At 34.1% G+C, this 16,138-nt stretch carries 16 protein-coding genes; 3 read left to right on the top strand and 13 right to left on the bottom strand.

The window, feature by feature from the left end:
- The first annotated feature begins 50 nt into the window (after positions 1-50).
- Positions 51-554 carry a GNAT family N-acetyltransferase gene (locus BT156_RS01900; RefSeq protein ID WP_072406655.1) on the top strand — a complete coding sequence of 168 codons (504 nt, stop codon included), beginning with the start codon at positions 51-53 and terminating at the stop codon, positions 552-554.
- A gap of 73 nt (positions 555-627) precedes the next feature.
- On the opposite strand, the gene BT156_RS01895 is transcribed toward BT156_RS01900, so the two are convergent.
- The 10 genes from BT156_RS01895 to BT156_RS01850 form a co-directional block, all read right to left on the bottom strand.
- Positions 628-1,989, bottom strand: a complete 1,362-nt coding sequence (locus BT156_RS01895) for an MATE family efflux transporter (RefSeq protein WP_072406653.1) — start codon at positions 1,987-1,989, stop codon at positions 628-630.
- A gap of 113 nt (positions 1,990-2,102) precedes the next feature.
- Entirely contained in the window at positions 2,103-3,287 is a 1,185-nt protein-coding gene (locus BT156_RS01890; protein ID WP_066758733.1) for a sigma-54-dependent transcriptional regulator, read from the bottom strand.
- Positions 3,288-3,343: 56 nt separating this feature from the next.
- Positions 3,344-4,003: a YggS family pyridoxal phosphate-dependent enzyme gene (locus BT156_RS01885; protein WP_072406650.1), complete on the bottom strand. Its 660-nt coding sequence runs from the start codon at positions 4,001-4,003 to the stop codon at positions 3,344-3,346.
- Positions 4,004-4,195: 192 nt separating this feature from the next.
- On the bottom strand, positions 4,196-5,062 hold the full coding sequence (locus BT156_RS01880) for a polysaccharide deacetylase family protein (RefSeq protein ID WP_072406648.1): 867 nt from the start codon (positions 5,060-5,062) through the stop codon (positions 4,196-4,198).
- 130 nt (positions 5,063-5,192) lie between these two features.
- Positions 5,193-5,921 carry a DUF72 domain-containing protein gene (locus BT156_RS01875; RefSeq protein WP_072406646.1) on the bottom strand — a complete coding sequence of 243 codons (729 nt, stop codon included), beginning with the start codon at positions 5,919-5,921 and terminating at the stop codon, positions 5,193-5,195.
- A gap of 103 nt (positions 5,922-6,024) precedes the next feature.
- Positions 6,025-8,871: a heavy metal translocating P-type ATPase gene (locus tag BT156_RS01870; RefSeq protein ID WP_072406643.1), complete on the bottom strand. Its 2,847-nt coding sequence runs from the start codon at positions 8,869-8,871 to the stop codon at positions 6,025-6,027.
- Between the two features lie 206 nt (positions 8,872-9,077).
- Positions 9,078-9,638: a helix-turn-helix domain-containing protein gene (locus tag BT156_RS01865; protein WP_072406641.1), complete on the bottom strand. Its 561-nt coding sequence runs from the start codon at positions 9,636-9,638 to the stop codon at positions 9,078-9,080.
- The gene (locus tag BT156_RS01860; RefSeq protein WP_072406640.1) at positions 9,635-10,030 is read right to left on the bottom strand and encodes an acyl-CoA thioesterase; all 396 of its coding nucleotides are present in this window, start codon (positions 10,028-10,030) and stop codon (positions 9,635-9,637) included. The genes BT156_RS01865 and BT156_RS01860 overlap by 4 nt, the downstream gene beginning before the upstream one ends.
- Before the next feature lie 91 nt (positions 10,031-10,121).
- Complete coding sequence (locus BT156_RS01855; RefSeq protein WP_072406638.1) at positions 10,122-10,538, bottom strand: DUF6157 family protein; 417 nt, start codon at positions 10,536-10,538, stop codon at positions 10,122-10,124.
- A 37-nt stretch (positions 10,539-10,575) separates the two neighbouring features.
- A complete protein-coding gene (locus BT156_RS01850) occupies positions 10,576-10,779 on the bottom strand; it encodes a helix-turn-helix domain-containing protein (RefSeq protein ID WP_072406636.1) in 204 nt (67 codons plus the stop codon).
- Between the two features lie 283 nt (positions 10,780-11,062).
- On the opposite strand from BT156_RS01850, the gene BT156_RS01845 reads away from it, so the two are divergent.
- Together BT156_RS01845 and BT156_RS01840 are read left to right on the top strand one after the other, a co-directional pair.
- Entirely contained in the window at positions 11,063-11,440 is a 378-nt protein-coding gene (locus tag BT156_RS01845; RefSeq protein ID WP_072406634.1) for an RNA recognition motif domain-containing protein, read from the top strand.
- A 149-nt stretch (positions 11,441-11,589) separates the two neighbouring features.
- Positions 11,590-13,143 (top strand): T9SS-dependent choice-of-anchor J family protein, encoded by a 1,554-nt coding sequence (locus BT156_RS01840; RefSeq protein WP_072406631.1) that lies wholly within the window; start codon positions 11,590-11,592, stop codon positions 13,141-13,143.
- Positions 13,144-13,183: 40 nt separating this feature from the next.
- On the opposite strand, the gene BT156_RS01835 is transcribed toward BT156_RS01840, so the two are convergent.
- Genes BT156_RS01835 through BT156_RS01825 form a run of 3 tightly spaced genes read right to left on the bottom strand, consistent with a single transcriptional unit; the run spans position 13,184 to position 16,066 of the window.
- A complete protein-coding gene (locus BT156_RS01835) occupies positions 13,184-14,965 on the bottom strand; it encodes a DUF4153 domain-containing protein (protein ID WP_072406629.1) in 1,782 nt (593 codons plus the stop codon).
- Between the two features lie 21 nt (positions 14,966-14,986).
- The gene (locus tag BT156_RS01830) at positions 14,987-15,454 is read right to left on the bottom strand and encodes a BlaI/MecI/CopY family transcriptional regulator (RefSeq protein WP_072406627.1); all 468 of its coding nucleotides are present in this window, start codon (positions 15,452-15,454) and stop codon (positions 14,987-14,989) included.
- A 9-nt stretch (positions 15,455-15,463) separates the two neighbouring features.
- Positions 15,464-16,066, bottom strand: coding sequence for a phosphatase PAP2 family protein (locus BT156_RS01825; protein ID WP_072406625.1), 603 nt, complete (start codon positions 16,064-16,066; stop codon positions 15,464-15,466).
- Positions 16,067-16,138 lie beyond the last annotated feature (72 nt).

Raw genomic sequence — 16,138 nt, 5'->3', positions numbered from 1 at the left:
AATAGTAAAAAAATCTTCATGTATCTTTGCAGAAATTTGCTGTCATCAATATGGAAAAATTAACGTTCAGGAATGCAACTCCTGAAGACCTGACAAGAATTGTAGAGATCTATAACTCAACCATTCCATCAAGAATGGTAACCGCCGATACAGAAAACGTTTCTGTGGAAAGCAGACAACAATGGTTTAATGAGCACAATCCCGAAACCCGACCACTTTGGTTAATTGAAGATCTCCAAAATAATACGCTCGGTTGGGTGAGTTTTTCATCATTCTACGGTAGACCAGCTTACAACGGAACGGTGGAAATCAGCATCTACATGGATGAAAGCTGTCGCGGAAAAGGTTTTGGTAAAAAAGTCCTTCAATATTGTATGGACAATGCAGGGAAATTTGGTGTAAAAACACTGCTCGGCTTTATCTTTTTACATAATGAACCAAGTTTAAAACTCTTCAGACACTTTGGGTTTGAAGATTGGGGTATGTTTCCTGATGTAGCGGTTTTGGATGGTGTGGAAAGGAGTGTGGTGATTTTGGGGAAGAGAATCGGGTAGCCGTCATTGCGAGGAGCAAATTAAAGGATGAATTTAAAAATAAAAAAAGCGATCTAAAAAGACCGCTTTCATTTTATGCATTCTGCTTTACTCTTTTAGCAGACATATTTAAAAATCGTTTGACGAGCATCACGGCAGAAACCGTTAATCCTAATCCTAAGGCGATCCACATTCCGAAAGCTCCCATTTCCATCGTTACACAAAGGAAATATCCTAAAGGAATCGTAATTACCCAATATGCAATAAACGTATAAATAGATGGGATTTTAACGTCCTGTAAACCTCTCAACATTCCCAATGCCGTAACCTGAATCCCGTCTGAAAGCTGGAATAAAGCAGCAATGATCATTAATTTTGAAGCTAACTGAATTACTTCAACTTCTTCTTTTTTAGTGAAGAAAGTAGGAAGAATATCTTTTCCGATAATGAAAACTGTTCCACAGATACACATGAAAATAAAGGCAATTTTCAGGTTGTTGATCCCAACTTTTCTTAATTCAACAAAATTCTGTTCACCCAGTTTTTTACCGATCATAACGGTTGAAGCCACACTGAAACCAATACATAAATTAAAGGTAAAAGAAGCCATACTCAACGCGATTTGGTGGGAAGCGATGTCATGAGCAGAGATCAGTCCGCAAATAAAAGCGGCACCTGCAAAAGCAGTTACTTCAAAGAACATCTGTAAAGCAGTTGGGAATCCCAATCTCACCATTTTTTCAAACATTTCTTTAGTAAAAACCTGAATTTTTAATGAAAAGTCTTTGATATATCGTCTTGTTTTTTTCTCTTTTAAAAGTACATAATACAAGAAAATGACCATGAAAATTCTGGCAATTAAACTGGCTAATGCAGAACCTTTTACACCCATTTCAGGGAAGATCCAAAGTCCTTTAATGAAAACATAGTTTAAAACAATATTAATGACATTCGCAATGATGGTAGCTTTCGTAACTCCAATCGTATAAGATAATCCTTCGGAAACCTCTCTCAATGTCTGAAAAGCCATAAAAGGAACGATACTCACCGCCATAATTCCTAAGAAATCTACTGTATCAGGAACAATCTTTGCCGGCTGCCCGGAATGATAGAGTAGAGGAAGTCCCAAAAGCAGGACGCCCATCAGAATAATTCCAACAGTCATATTGATAACAAATCCGTGACTGAAAACCGAGTTGATCGTTTTGTGGTCACCTTTAGACTGCGCTTCCGAAACCAATGGCGGAATCGCAAAAGAAAATCCCAACGCCAATACAAACATTGAGAAAAATACCGCATTTCCTAAAGACACAGAAGCCAATGCGTCGGCTCCCAATAATTTTCCGACAATAATATTGTCGAACAGATTCACCGAGACTTGCCCCACCTGCGTCAACATAACAGGAAGAGCCAAAGTGAGGCATTCTTTTGTATATTTTTTATCTAAAAATTTCATAATAGTTTATAATTCATATAGTTTTAATCAAATTTGTCTTGTGGTTCGAAACAAAAAAAATTGCAGTAACAAACGATACTGCAATTTTTAATATATTTAAAATAATAATTAAATTATTTCCTTACAAAACTTGCAACATCCTCTTCGGAAACAGTAGCTCCACCAAGAATAATTAATCTTTCCACAACATTTCTCAATTCTCTGATATTTCCAGTCCACGAAAGGGCTTTTAATGCTTCAATAGCTTTATCATCAAATTTTTTCAAAGCAGTACCGTGTTCTTCAGAGATCATAGCCGAAAAATGATCTACCAATAATTTGATATCCTCTTTTCTCTCATCCAATGGCGGAACATAGATCTCGATCACAGAAAGCCTGTGGTAAAGATCTTCTCTGAATTTCCCTTCTTCAATTTCCTTCTGCATATTTTTATTCGTTGCTGCAAGAACTCTTACATCAACTTTTATTTCCTTGTCGCTTCCGACAGGAGAAACTTTACTTTCCTGTAAAGCTCTTAAAACTTTAGCCTGAGCGATTAAACTCATGTCTCCGATCTCATCCAAGAAAATCGTACCGCCAGTAGCTTGCTCAAATTTTCCCTGCTTATCTTTAATAGCACCTGTAAACGAACCTTTTACGTGTCCGAAAAGTTCAGATTCAATTAATTCTGAAGGAATTGCAGCACAGTTAACTTCAATCATTGGACCTCTTGCTCTTTCACTTTGATTGTGAATAGCGTGAGCTACTAATTCTTTTCCGGCACCGTTGGGACCTGTAATCAATACTCTCGCATCAGATACAGCCACCTTTTCAATCATATCCTGGATCTTCTGTAATCCGGCAGACTGACCGATCATTTGGTACTTTTTGTTAACTTTTTTCTTTAAAGTTTTATTTTCAGTTTGAAGATTTTTATTTTCTTTCTTCAAAGTTTCTTTAACCAAGGCATTTTTTACGCTTGTAATCAAACGGTTGATGTCAATGGGTTTAGAAATGAAGTCGTATGCACCATCCCTTAAACAAGAAACCGCAGAATCAATGTCTGCGTGTCCTGAGATCATGATAAAAGTAGTTTCAGGTTTCAAAGCCAGACTTTGCTTTAAAAGTTCTGTACCTGAGAGTTTTGGCATTTTAATGTCGGAGATCACCAGCGCGAAATCTTCTTTTTCTACTTGCTTATAGCCTTCTAAACCATCTTCGGCGATTACAAATTCATAATTGGTAAGTTCATCCGAAAGAATACTGTGAAGTACTCCGGAGATTGCTTTTTCGTCTTCTACAATAAGGATTTTTTGCATAGTTGCAAATTTAATTTTTTTGATTGAATTATTAGCAAAAACTATACCTAAATCTTCTATTTTGAATAATCTCTTCTTCCGAAAATTGCCGATCCAACCCTTACAGAATTAGCACCGCATTCAATGGCAATCGGGAAATCATCACTCATTCCCATTGATAATGTTTCCAGTTTTTTTAGTTGATTTAATTCGTTAAAAACTTTATTCAGTAATAAAAATTCCTTTTTCACCTGATCCAGGTTGTCTGTAAACGTTGCCATTCCCATTAAACCTGTGATTTCGATATTTGGGAAATCTCCATTGATATATTTTTTGAATAAATCTTCAGCTTCAGTAATTTCAAGTCCGAATTTCGTATCTTCTGCCGCTATTTTTACCTGTAGAAGAACTTTGATCTTGCGGCCATGCTTTCCTGCTTCTTTGTTGATTTCCAATAATAATTTCTCAGAATCAACACTTTGAATGGTATCAACAAACTCAGCAATATATTTTACTTTATTCGTCTGTAAATGCCCGATCAGATGCCATTGGATATCTTTTGGAAGCAAGGGGTATTTCTCCAATAATTCCTGAACTTTATTCTCTCCAAAAACTCTTTGTCCAAGGTCATAAACCTCCTGAATCACTGAAACAGGATGTGTTTTGGAAACTGCAACCAACTGCACAGTTGAAGGAAGTTGATTTTTTATAGTTTGATAGTTTTCTGTAATGCTCATAATTGCAAATTTCTGAATTTTAAAAGCAAAAAACTAGTGAAATGTGAATTTAGTTGATGGTTATTAGTTGCAGATTGTTAGGATTTACAATAAAAAACATTTCGACTTTACCTTGAATAACATTGCTATACATTTTAGTATTAGCGTTGTCATGCTGAGCGAAGTCGAAGCATTTTTAATTTAAACTAAAAATTAATTCAAAATCTCATTAATCTTCGGATAAGCAGATATTTTCCTGAAAACAAATCTGTTGGTTTTCTGGAGTTTTTCAATGAAAAGATCAAGCTCATCAATAGAATCTGCATCAGTTAAATACTGATCATGCGTCAGAAAAACCAAATGTCTTGATGTCTTTTCCAGATCATTAAAGAAAATACTGTCAACTTTTTTCAGCATTGCCTGATGGTTTCCTTTTAAAGACATTTTATTGGTTGGTTTCCATTCCAAATCCCAACCGATGACCTTGTAGCCTGCTTTTTGCAGACTGTTCGCTGCAAGAGCAGAGCTTTTTAGATCTGTAGCGGTAATATTGTTCAGTCTCCAGATATTTCTTCCTGGAGTTCTTGCAATTTTATCCGTTAATCTTAAGCTGTCTTTTGCAATATCAAAATCACGGACAACAGCCTCCGGATTTCTATAAAAATCTGTATATTTATTGTGGGCATGGGTGTAGCTGTGATTGGCTAATTCAACCAAAGGATTTTTTCTTAATAATTCAAGACCATCCTTTTGTTTTTTACTTCCATAAGCGTGTTGCCCAACGAGGAAAGCGGTGGCGCAAACGTTTCTTTTATTTAAAATTCTCAGAAGATTTTCGGTTCCCTGATTGGGCCCATCATCGAAAGTAAGGTAAATAACCCTTTTGTCTGACGGCACTTCTTCATCATCAATTTTGGGGACTATCTTTGCGACGGGATGGACGTTGGAAATCGTTTTTTCAGATTTTTTCTTGTCATTTTGCTGATCACAGCTGTTAAATAAAAACGAAGTTGCACTCATCAATGCAAGCATCCCAAGAAAAGTCCCGTTTTTAGACTTTTCCGCAAAGTTTTTTTTCATAAAAGTAAATGGAAGTTAAAGTTGTTAAAAATTGTTAAATTTTTCGAAATAATGTCAACAAATTACATGCCACATTTGCTTAAAATTTCACTTTTTAAGGATTTTTTAATTTATTTTTTTTGACTGATTTTTATCCCAGAATTTTCTTCAAATACAACGAATTATGAATTGCAGCAGTTCCCCAAGTGTTATTGAAAAATATAAATATTTTATGTTGCGATTTTCTAATTTTATCCGCTAAATTATTAAGAAATTCTTCTGAATATTCGGACTTATAAAGGATAGGTTTTCCGTGAAGTCTGTAGTATAAAATCTCAGAATGATTAATAATAAAATCTTCCGGCAGATTTCCCGGAAAGCTTACTCCTGAAAAAACGATGTCTTTTTCTTTTAATACCTCAAAAATTTCCTTTGTCCACCAAGACTCATGACGGAATTCAATGACATTTAAAAAGTTGAAATCAATAGTATTTAAAATTAGATCAATATTTTCCTGAGTATTTTTAAAAGAGGATGGAAACTGATACAGAAATCCTGAGAGTTTTTCCTTTAAATTGGTTTGAATGTGATTGCAGAATTCTGAAATTTCTTCTTTACAATCTTTCAATCGCTTTTCATGTGAAATCACTTTTGGAATTTTAATGAAAAATTTAAAGTCTTCGGGTGTTTCATCAAACCATTTGATAAGTGTTTTCGCAGTTGGTTTTCTGTAGAAAGTAGAATTGATCTCAACTGAATTAAAGGTTTGAGAATATAGCGTAAGAAAGTCTTTATTTTTGGCGTCTTCAGGATATAAATATCCTTTCCAATCAGTATTGTAAAAGCCTGAACAACCGATATAAAGATTTTCTTTTTCCATATTTTAATAAGGTGATTGTTCTTCTCTCGCAGATTACGCAGATCTTTTTATTATGTTTAAAAATTAAGACACAATCATCAGCCAAATCAGCGAGAGAAAAAATTTATTTAATCTCCAAATCAACCGAATTCAGGCGTAATGAATTTAAAATCACAGATAATGAACTGAAACTCATCGCCGCCGCTGCGATCATCGGTGATAATAGAATTCCGAAAAACGGATACAATAATCCTGCCGCAATCGGAACTCCCAATACATTATAAATAAAAGCAAAAAACAGATTTTCCTTAATATTTTTCAACAATTTTTCGCTTAATAATTTTGCTTGAGCAACGCCAAGAAGATCTCCTTTTAGTAAGGTAATTTCAGAACTTTCAATCGCAACATCAGTTCCGGTTCCCATAGCAATTCCGATATTGGCTTGTGCTAAAGCAGGGGAGTCGTTGATCCCATCGCCGGTCATAGCTACGATTTTGCCTTCTTTTTGAAGTTTTTTCACTTCATTTAATTTATCTTCAGGAAGACAGTTGGCTTTAAAATGTTTAATTCCCAATTCATCAGCAACTGCTTTTGCGGTATGTTCGTTATCGCCCGTCATCATCATAACATCAATCCCTTCACTGATCAATTGCTGAACGGCTTTTTTAGAACTTTCTTTAATTTTATCTGTAAAACTAATGAATCCTAACACTGAATTTTCTTCAGCAACAAAAGAAATCGTATGTGCTTTTGACTGAACTTCAATTGCTTTTTTTCTAAGATTTTCAGGAATCGTAATTTTATTGGAAGTCAATAACGTTTCATTTCCGAGATAAATCGTTTTTCCATTAATGCTTCCTTTTACGCCTTTCCCTGAAATATTTTCAAAATGATCTACTTTTTCAGCCTTAATATTTTGTTCTTTTGCCTTTTTAATCACAGCATTGGAAAGCGGATGTTCTGAATTTTGATTCAATGAAAAAGCCAATTTTAAGATTTGATCATTATCTTCATTGTTTGCTGTTTCAATATGTTCTACAGAAGGTTTTCCTTCTGTTAAAGTGCCTGTTTTATCGGTGATTAAAACGTTTACTTTATTCATTTGTTCCAGTGCTTCTGCGTTTTTAATTAAGATACCATTTTTAGCACCTTTTCCAATTCCAACCATTAAAGACATTGGTGTTGCAAGGCCTAAAGCACATGGACAAGCCACGATTAAAACAGCTACCGCATTCACAAAAGCAAATAACGTTTTTTGACCTTCCGGACCGAAAAACTGCCATAAAATAAAAGTAAGAACGGCAATCAAAATAACAGCAGGAACAAATACTTTAGCAACTTTATCCGTCAATTTTTGGATTGGCGCTTTGCTTCGGCTGGCATCATTAACCATTTTAATGATCTGAGAAAGCAACGTTTCATCGCCCACTTTTTCAGCTTTCATAATGAAAACCTGATTTCCGTTAATCGTTCCTGAAGAAACCCTGTCGTTCACAGTTTTTTCAACAGGAATAGGCTCTCCCGTGATCATACTTTCGTCTACAATAGAATTTCCTTCTGTTATTTTTCCGTCAACAGGAATTTTTTCGCCCGGTTTTACTTTTAAAAGATCTCCTATTTTAACCTGAGAAAGTAATACTTTTTTATCTTCACCATTGACCATCAAATTGGCTTCGTCAGGGGAAAGGTTCATTAATTCACGGATGGCATTTCCTGTTTTTTTGTGAGCGGCAGCTTCCATTAACTGTCCTAAAATAACAAGCGTTAAAATCACTGTTACCGCCTCAAAATACAACGGAATTTCATGATTGTGACCTCTGATTTCATGAGGCATAATATCAGGAAATAGTAAAGCTACAATGCTAAAAATAAATGCTGCAGCAACACCTAAAACAATTAAGCTGAACATATTCAAGTTCCATGTTTTAAATGAAATCCAACCTCTTTTCATTAAAAACCAACCTGAATAAAACAGAACGGGAAGCGTTAAAATCAACTCAATAATTCCTTGAATTTGATGAGAAAATGGGAAATTAATAAACATTCCACCCATCGAAAGTATAAAAACAGGAATGGTAAAAGCCAGAGAAATAATGAATTTGCGTTTTAAAATATTGTAAGTTTCATCTTCTTCTTCGCCTTCCTTATCAGGCATTCTTACCAGATCCATTCCGCAGATTGGGCAATCGCCAGGTTCATCACGGATAATTTCAGGATGCATTGGACAAGTGTACTTTGCTACTTTTTTCTCTGGATATTTTACTAAATCCATTCCACAAACAGGACAGCCGACGTTGCTATCATAAACTTTGTCGCCCTCACAATACATTGGACAGAAATATTTCCCCGCCATTTCATCTGTAACTTTCGGAGCTTCATGATGATGGCTGTGATTGTGGGAATGAGAATGTGTATGCGAGGTTGAATTTTTAACTAAATCTTCGGTAATCTCCTCCAAATGCATGTGACAAACAGGACAGTCGCCCTTTTCATCATAGATTTTATCACTTTCGCAGAACATTGGGCAATAGTATTTTCCAATATTATCTTTGAAATTTTCAGGTAAGTTGATGGAAGAATAGGTTGGTTTATGATTTGGGTCTTTTGCTAATTTTTCCTCGATGGGAACGAGGTACATATTGCAATCCGGGCATCTTTGTCCTTGTTTGAAATATACTTTATCACCTTCACATTCCATAGGACAATAATATACGGAAGATGGAGAAACTCGATCCTGAGGTTTTATAAAAGCTTTATCAGGGCCGTTTGGATCTTCTAATTGATAGTTTCCAATTTCTTCTAACGCTTTATTTAAAGTAGAAAGTTCTATTTCTTTATCGGAAATGATGGTTGCCGTGCTGTTTTCCAGATTGATGTCAGCTTTAATATCTTCAAGGCTGTTAAGCTTTTCTGATATTTTTTTCTGGCAACCGGAACACGTCATTCCGAGTATTTTATATTGTTGTTGCATGATCCTAAATTTATACTACAAATTTCCAAAATGAAAGTGGAAGCTTGTTATAAATTTAAGGATAATGTTTATAAAATTAGGTTAGAGAGTTTTTGAGTAGGAGTGTTGGAGGGTATTAGAGTTTTAGAGTAAGAGTGTATAAAGGGGTTGGAGAGTGATGAATTGGTTTAGGGTAAAAACTCTAATATTCTCATACGCTCAAACTCTCAGACAAGATCCAGCGGCTTTCTGTTATGAATTTTCAATTTTTTGAATTCGGTAGGAGTGAAGCCTGTACTGTTCCGGAATTGGGAAGATAAATGTTGGACACTTTTATAACCTAACTTTCCGGAGATTTCTGTTAAATTAAATTCATTATATAGAAGCAATTCCTTTACTTTTTCAATTTTTTGAAGGATGAAAAACTGTTCCAGCGTAATATTTTCGTTTTGAGAAAAAGCTTTTGAAAGCGAACTGTAATCTTTACTAAGTTTTGAACTTAAAAATTCAGACAAAAGGAAATTTTCATCAATATCAAGTTCGCTAATCTTTTCGATGATCAGCGTTTTTATTTTATCGATAAGCTGATGCGCGGAATCTTTTATTCTCTCAAAACCGGTTTCCTCTAGCCGTTTTTCAAGCAATTCTAGCGTGTTGCTTGAAACTTCAGATTCGGATTCTACCTCGCCAAGATTAATTGATGTAATCTTTATATTAAACTCATTAAAAATATTCTCAACGGCAGAAATGCACCTGCCACAAACCATATTTTTTATGAAAATTTTCATAATTGACTGCTTAATCTGTCTTTCACAAACTCAACCTGTGTTTTACCGTGTGGTAAAGGGTTTCCGTCTTCTCCAAGATTTACCATAACGATTTTATCTACCGTAATGATCGTCTGGTGAGTCATTTTGTTTCTCACATCACATTTCAACGTGATGGAACTTGAGCCAAACGCTGAAACTTCAATTCCTATTTCTATGATATCTCCCTGTTTTGCAGAGCTTACGAAATTGATCTCGGATATAAATTTGGTAACGACTTTTGTGTTTTCTAATTGAATAATGGCATAAAGTGCAGCTTCTTCATCGATCCATTGCAATAATCTTCCTCCAAAAAGTGAATGATTAGGATTAAGATCTTCCGGTTTTACCCATTTTCTAGTGTGGTAATTCATGTTTCAATTATTTGTGGTGCAAATTTAGTGTTAAAAACTGGCTTTATCAAAGGAATGGCATTTAGTTATTAAAAGAGAATTATTTATTTTCTCAATCATTTCTCTTTGATCGCATGGCTTTTACTTTTGTTATTGAACTATCATTTAAAAATGTCTGATAATCTTTGCTTTCCACAGGGAAAATGGCAACTTTCCCTTCTGAATTATGATGAATTCCAAAACCATATCTTTTTGCTAAAGGTGAAGTGCGAAGGCAGGGCTGGCCTTTTGAAAAGAACTTATTCCTTTCTTCTTGTTCTTCACTTTTCGAAATATCATTTTTAATTGTGTAACAAGTGAAAATAATATCGTCAGAAGAATATTTATAAGGATTTTTTACAATTTGATCATGTTGAAGATTGGCTAAAGTTTTTTCATTCTTTTCTGGCGGTATCTGCGCTTCCGAAACAGGACAGTCTTCTGCCACTTCAATAAAGGTATTGGTATAGTTGGTCGTGTGTTCATTCATAATTAATATGATTAAAATATTAGCACCGTAATTTACATTATTCCCTATATTCTAAAATATCACCGGGCTGACAGTCTAAAGCTTTGCAAATAGCGTCAAGTGTACTGAAACGAATAGCTTTTCCTTTTCCTGTTTTTAAAATAGAAAGATTGGATAAGGTAATATCTACTTTTTCTGACAATTCGTTAAGAGATATCTTCCTTTTGGCCATTATTACATCTAAATTTATTATTATTGGCATATAATCTTCAGAATTAATGATTGTTTTTTTATGTTAAATAATTCTTAATTTTAATGCAAAATTCAATTATTTTTTACTGAAAAACAATAAATATTTGCCTTTTTTTAATATTTAAATTGTAACAGCTTTAAAATTGTATAAAATACGGATAAAAAAAACTTTGATTTGAAATTTTTAATTGTATCTTGCATACGTTTATATTTGGAATCAATATTTGTTCATTAATTTATGTTGCTTTTCTTTTATATACCAAATTTTTATTAATTTTTTAATTTTATTCAAAATGAACATTTTTGTTTCAAACATTAATTACTCAACTAAAGAGTACGAGTTACACGATTTATTTGCAGCTTATGGTGAAGTATCATCTGCTAAAATAGTTACAGACAGAGAAACTGGTCGTTCTAGAGGTTTCGGTTTTGTAGAAATGGGTGATGAAGAAGGAAAACAAGCAATTGAGGCTCTTAACCAGTACGAACTAAACGGAAAAACGCTTAACGTTTCTGAAGCTAAGCCAAGAGAAGAGAAGCCAAGAAGAAGTTTCGACAACAACAGAAGCGGCGGAGGCGGCTATGGTGGTGGTGGAAACAGCCGTGGCGGAGGTTACGGTGGTGGTGGAAACAACCGTGGCGGTGGTAACGGTGGTGGAAATCGTTGGTAAAAAAATATAAGCGGCTTAAAAAAGCCGCTTTTTTTATGCAATATTGTAGTGTAATATTAATTATAAAATGTTTTTGACATTACTTTTTACTTTTATTTTGAAAATTGACATGAAATTTGTAAGTTAACGTTCAATTTAAAAATTAGGTTATGAAAAAACAACTACTTTTAGCATTAGTTGCAATACCATTGATTGCTAATGCTCAATTCTTTCAGAATTTTGATGCTTCCGCTTCCCTTCCCGCGGGATGGACAGCCCTCAACGGAGGAGATGCAAATACTTGGGAAATTATAGATTATACAGGTGGAAGTATTACGGCTTACAGTGGTGCGAGAACAGCTTCAATAAGATATAATTCCGATGCTCATGATGATTACTTGGTGACGCCTGCTATCACTGTTACTGCGGCAGTAAGCGATTATCTTTCTTTTTATGCAAGAAGCCGTGATCCCTTGTATCCGGAAACAATCAGTCTGAAAATATCTACAACAACGCCTACGGCTACTGAGTTTACCAATACTTTAGCTGCTACTGTAGCCCCTTCAAGTGGGCCAAACTTTTACAGATATTCTTACGATCTTTCTGCTTATATAGGACAGACGATTTATATTGGGTTCTATTCTTCAACAACGGACCTTTTCTATTTTGATCTTGATGATGTTTTTGTTGGCCCGAAACCGGCATGTGATATTCCATCTTCTATTGTTGTGAACGGGGTTACATCAAACTCTGCGAGCATCAGCTGGACAGCATCGCCTACACCGGGGGCAGCTTATCAGATAGAGTACGGGCCAACAGGATTTACCCAGGGAACCGGAACTATTGCAAACAGTGGAACAACATCTGCAACGCTTCCTTCTCTTAATCCATCTACGGCTTATCAGTTTTATGTAAGATCAAATTGTGCAGCCAACGGATTCAGTACTTGGTCTACCGCTCAGTCATTTACGACTACCTGTGCTCCTTTGGCAACGTTCCCATATATACAAAACTTTGACAACGCTACTATTCCTTCATGTTGGGGCAATGAAGCTGTTTCAGGGGCTGGTGTAGCTACGTGGGCATATGTTACAACTAACGGGAATTCTTCAATTACTCCTAAATCGGCACCAACAATGGCCGAATTCAGAACAGAAGAACCTGGTGAAAAAGCAAAATTACTTTTACCTCCATTGAATATTTCGGCACTTGCAAATCCTGAGCTTAGATTTAGTTTAGCAAACGTAAACTGGTTTGGTGATGTTGATGAACTAAGAATTTTTTATAAAGCAAACCCATCTGATGCATGGACTCAGGTAGGAAGTTCTTACACTACGGAAAATGCGGCTTGGCTGGATGTAAGTATTCCTCTTCCGAATAAATCTGCAAACTATCTTATTGCTTTAGAAGGTACCTCTAACTGGGCAAGAGGAATTGATGTTGACAATGTTTCTGTGGTTGATGCTTCTGCTACGTTAGCAGTTAATGATATTGCTAAAAACAGTGGTGTAAAAATTTATCCAAATCCGGTAAAAGATGTTTTAAATATTAATACTGATAAAAAGGTTAACAGTATTGAAATATTCTCTATGACAGGTCAATTGGTAAGAAAATTAGATAATAATTCTAAGCAGGTAAATGTTTCTGATCTGAAAAAAGGAGTTTACTTACTACGAGTAAAATCTGAAGGAAAAGATGAATCATTTAAAATTGTTAAGGACTAAATACAAGGAAAGCGGCTTAAAGCCGCTTTTTTTATGTCTCTTATTTTTCTTTTATCAGCAGTACTGCATTGTCATAATAGATGGCTCCTGATTTATTGTATGGCGATTTATCATTCGAAATGTTAAGAAAAACGACTTTGATATGATATTTTCCAAGATCTTTTTCAAAAGAGATTTCAGGTAACTTTATGACTCCTTTTCTGCCCGAATATTCTTTAAATAAATTATTAATGCCGGGAGTAAAGTCTGCTTCTTCTTTCGAATTAAGATCTACTTTTAATATAATTCCCTTGTCGGATCTTTCAGTAATATTGAATTTGTCACCATTTATTTCTTTAGTATCATCATTATAATTTCTTAAATTAAAGAAATATTGATAGCTATCTATAGTGATATATTGTTTTTCAGATTCTAGGCTAAGCCTTTCGTAGCCAGAAGTTATTGTTCTGTTTGTATTCGTAAATTCACTCTGAACACTGTATCTTAATGATAAAAATGGGTTTACTTTAATCTCATTTTCTAAGGTATGATTCTTTTTGGTATCCAATAAATTTAAAAGAAAATCTGCCTGTTTTCTTTCTGCTAAAAATTCAAATTTATCTCCAATTTCATTAACTATTGTGTCGGTTACTTTCTTTTGAAAATCGATTTTATTGTTGCTTAATAATTGCTTTTCATTTAATAATTTAAGCAATTCAGATTTTTGACTTCTTTTTGCAACACTGAAAGCATTCAGATAAGGAAATATCAATGCAAAAACTCCAAAAGCAAATAAGCTGATCGGAACAAATTTTATACTAGAATTCTTCTTAAATACGAAATAAATTACAATACTTAAAAGCCACAAAGCCAGAAGAAGTACAAAATATCTCGGTTCAGTATATCCGTACTCTAAAATCCTTGTGAAAATCGCGGTAAACAAGAGAATGATAAGCGGAATAATCGTGAAATAAAAGACCTTTGAAAATATTTTGACCCAAGATTTTGTATTATTTTCCTTCAATGGATGAACCAGCAATAAAGCCAAAATTCCTACGATACTATATGCTAAAACAAGGTAAGAAACCCAACCTCTCGGAAGCTGCCAGTTGATCAGTATTTTAAAGGAATAGAAATACAAAATGATCACATAAATAAATAATAAAGGAATTAAAATAAACTGCGTGAAAAATTTCAATATTACAGGATATTTTCCATCTTTTTCGAGGTAACTTAGCCCTATTTCATTAAATAACAAAAAGATGAAGCAACTCCCGAAAATAGCCAGAACAAAGAAAAGATCTGCGTAAAGTTTATCATTAAAATCAAAATCAAAAAGCTTATCAACCGCCAAAACAGCCAACTCAACACCTCCAGTCAATACCCCGGTAAAAATAACCGTGAGGAAAATATTGACAAAAAGATTCTTGTTATACTGCCAAAAACTAAGCTCTCTATTTTTATCTAAAAAAGGAACAAAAGAAACCAGCAAATGGGAGAGTAGAAAGGTGATGGCGATAATATACCCATAAGTTTCTATGAACTCTTTTTTTTCATCAGGAAAGACAAAGTAGAAGCCAATCAGGAAAATAACGCCACAAATTTCCAATAAAAAAGCCTTACCAATTCTTTGGGAAAGCATTTTTAAAGCAAATAGTAAAGAGATTCCAAGGCCGCAGCACATGGTAATTTTGGAATAAGTAAACAGTAATTTATCACTATAATTGGTTTCAGCCATGTAAATAGCTCCGACCGAAGTAAGCAGAGCAATGACTAAAACCATCGGATAGAGAAATACCACATTGCCGGCTTTCCCGATGATTTCCCGGAATTTTGTTTTCATGATTTTAAGTGTTTTTTTGTATTAATCTTTTTTGTTCTTCTTTTTCTTGTCTTTGCCTTTTTTATCTTTTTTAGGATTTAAAATTTCGTTGGCAATTTCCAACTTCGGTGCTTTTACTTTGGTAGGTTTCAGCACCATTTTAAGATCAAAATAGGCTCTTAAATCATCCTGAGAAATTAATTTTTCAACCATTAAAAACTCTAAAATCTCTTTTCCTGAATCATGAAAAAAATTATGGGAAAGTTCTTTTAATAAGAATTTTTTATAGTCTTCAAAAGGTACAATTACAGTATATTTAAAAATTCTGCCTTCCTTTTCGGTTGATAAATAGCCTTTTTCAACTAATATTTTCAAGTAAGTGGAAACTGTATTCTGGTGCGGTTTAGGCTCCGGATGCTGTTCCATGACTTCTTTTAAATAAAATGAATTCAGTGTCCAAAAAAGTTTCATTAAGTTTTCTTCAGCAGAGGTAAGATGATTTATTTTCATATAATATGATTAATGTTGAAATTGTATATTGCAATAAAGATAAATAAAAGATACCAGAAATGCTATTCCGGCGCCCATAAATACTTCTTTTACGGTGTGCCTCTTTAAAATAATTCTCGTAATTCCTACCAAAGCAGCAACTCCAAGCCACAGAATTCCCATTTTCCAGTTTAGTGCAAAAAATAATGCTGCTACAAATACATTAAATGCTGTGTGCATCGAACTTTTAATGAAAAAATTACTTATTTGTAAAGAAAAAAGAAGAATTAATATAAAAAGCATGATAAAATCAATGTATCCGTTCTTGATATAATTAAAAACCATGTAACCGATAACACAAACAGCAATAAAAATGTATAAAGTCTTCCTTTGAACCCTATTGGAAACATCCATATTTGTATATCTTCCGGTCTTTACATTCCATACAAGCCAGATCACGACAGGTAAAATCACAATTAATAATATAGGAAGGAAATGCGCAAATGATTCCTTAAAAGTATACTCCTGAACGCTCATATAAATGAAAAATATAAACAGAGAAGTCAATGGATTAAAAAAATCTGAAATGATTTTTGAGATTTTATGTATGAGTGAAGGCTGTTTTTCTTCCATATTTAAGTTTGATAATGTAAATATAATACTATAACTAAAAAAACAATTGGTATGTATACAATAAAAATGAAG

Source organism: Chryseobacterium limigenitum, assembly GCF_900114875.1.
GTDB classification, from domain to species: Bacteria; Bacteroidota; Bacteroidia; order Flavobacteriales; family Weeksellaceae; genus Chryseobacterium; species Chryseobacterium limigenitum.
Note: the sequence above shows the minus strand (reverse complement) of the source record. Positions and strands in the feature narration are given on the sequence as shown.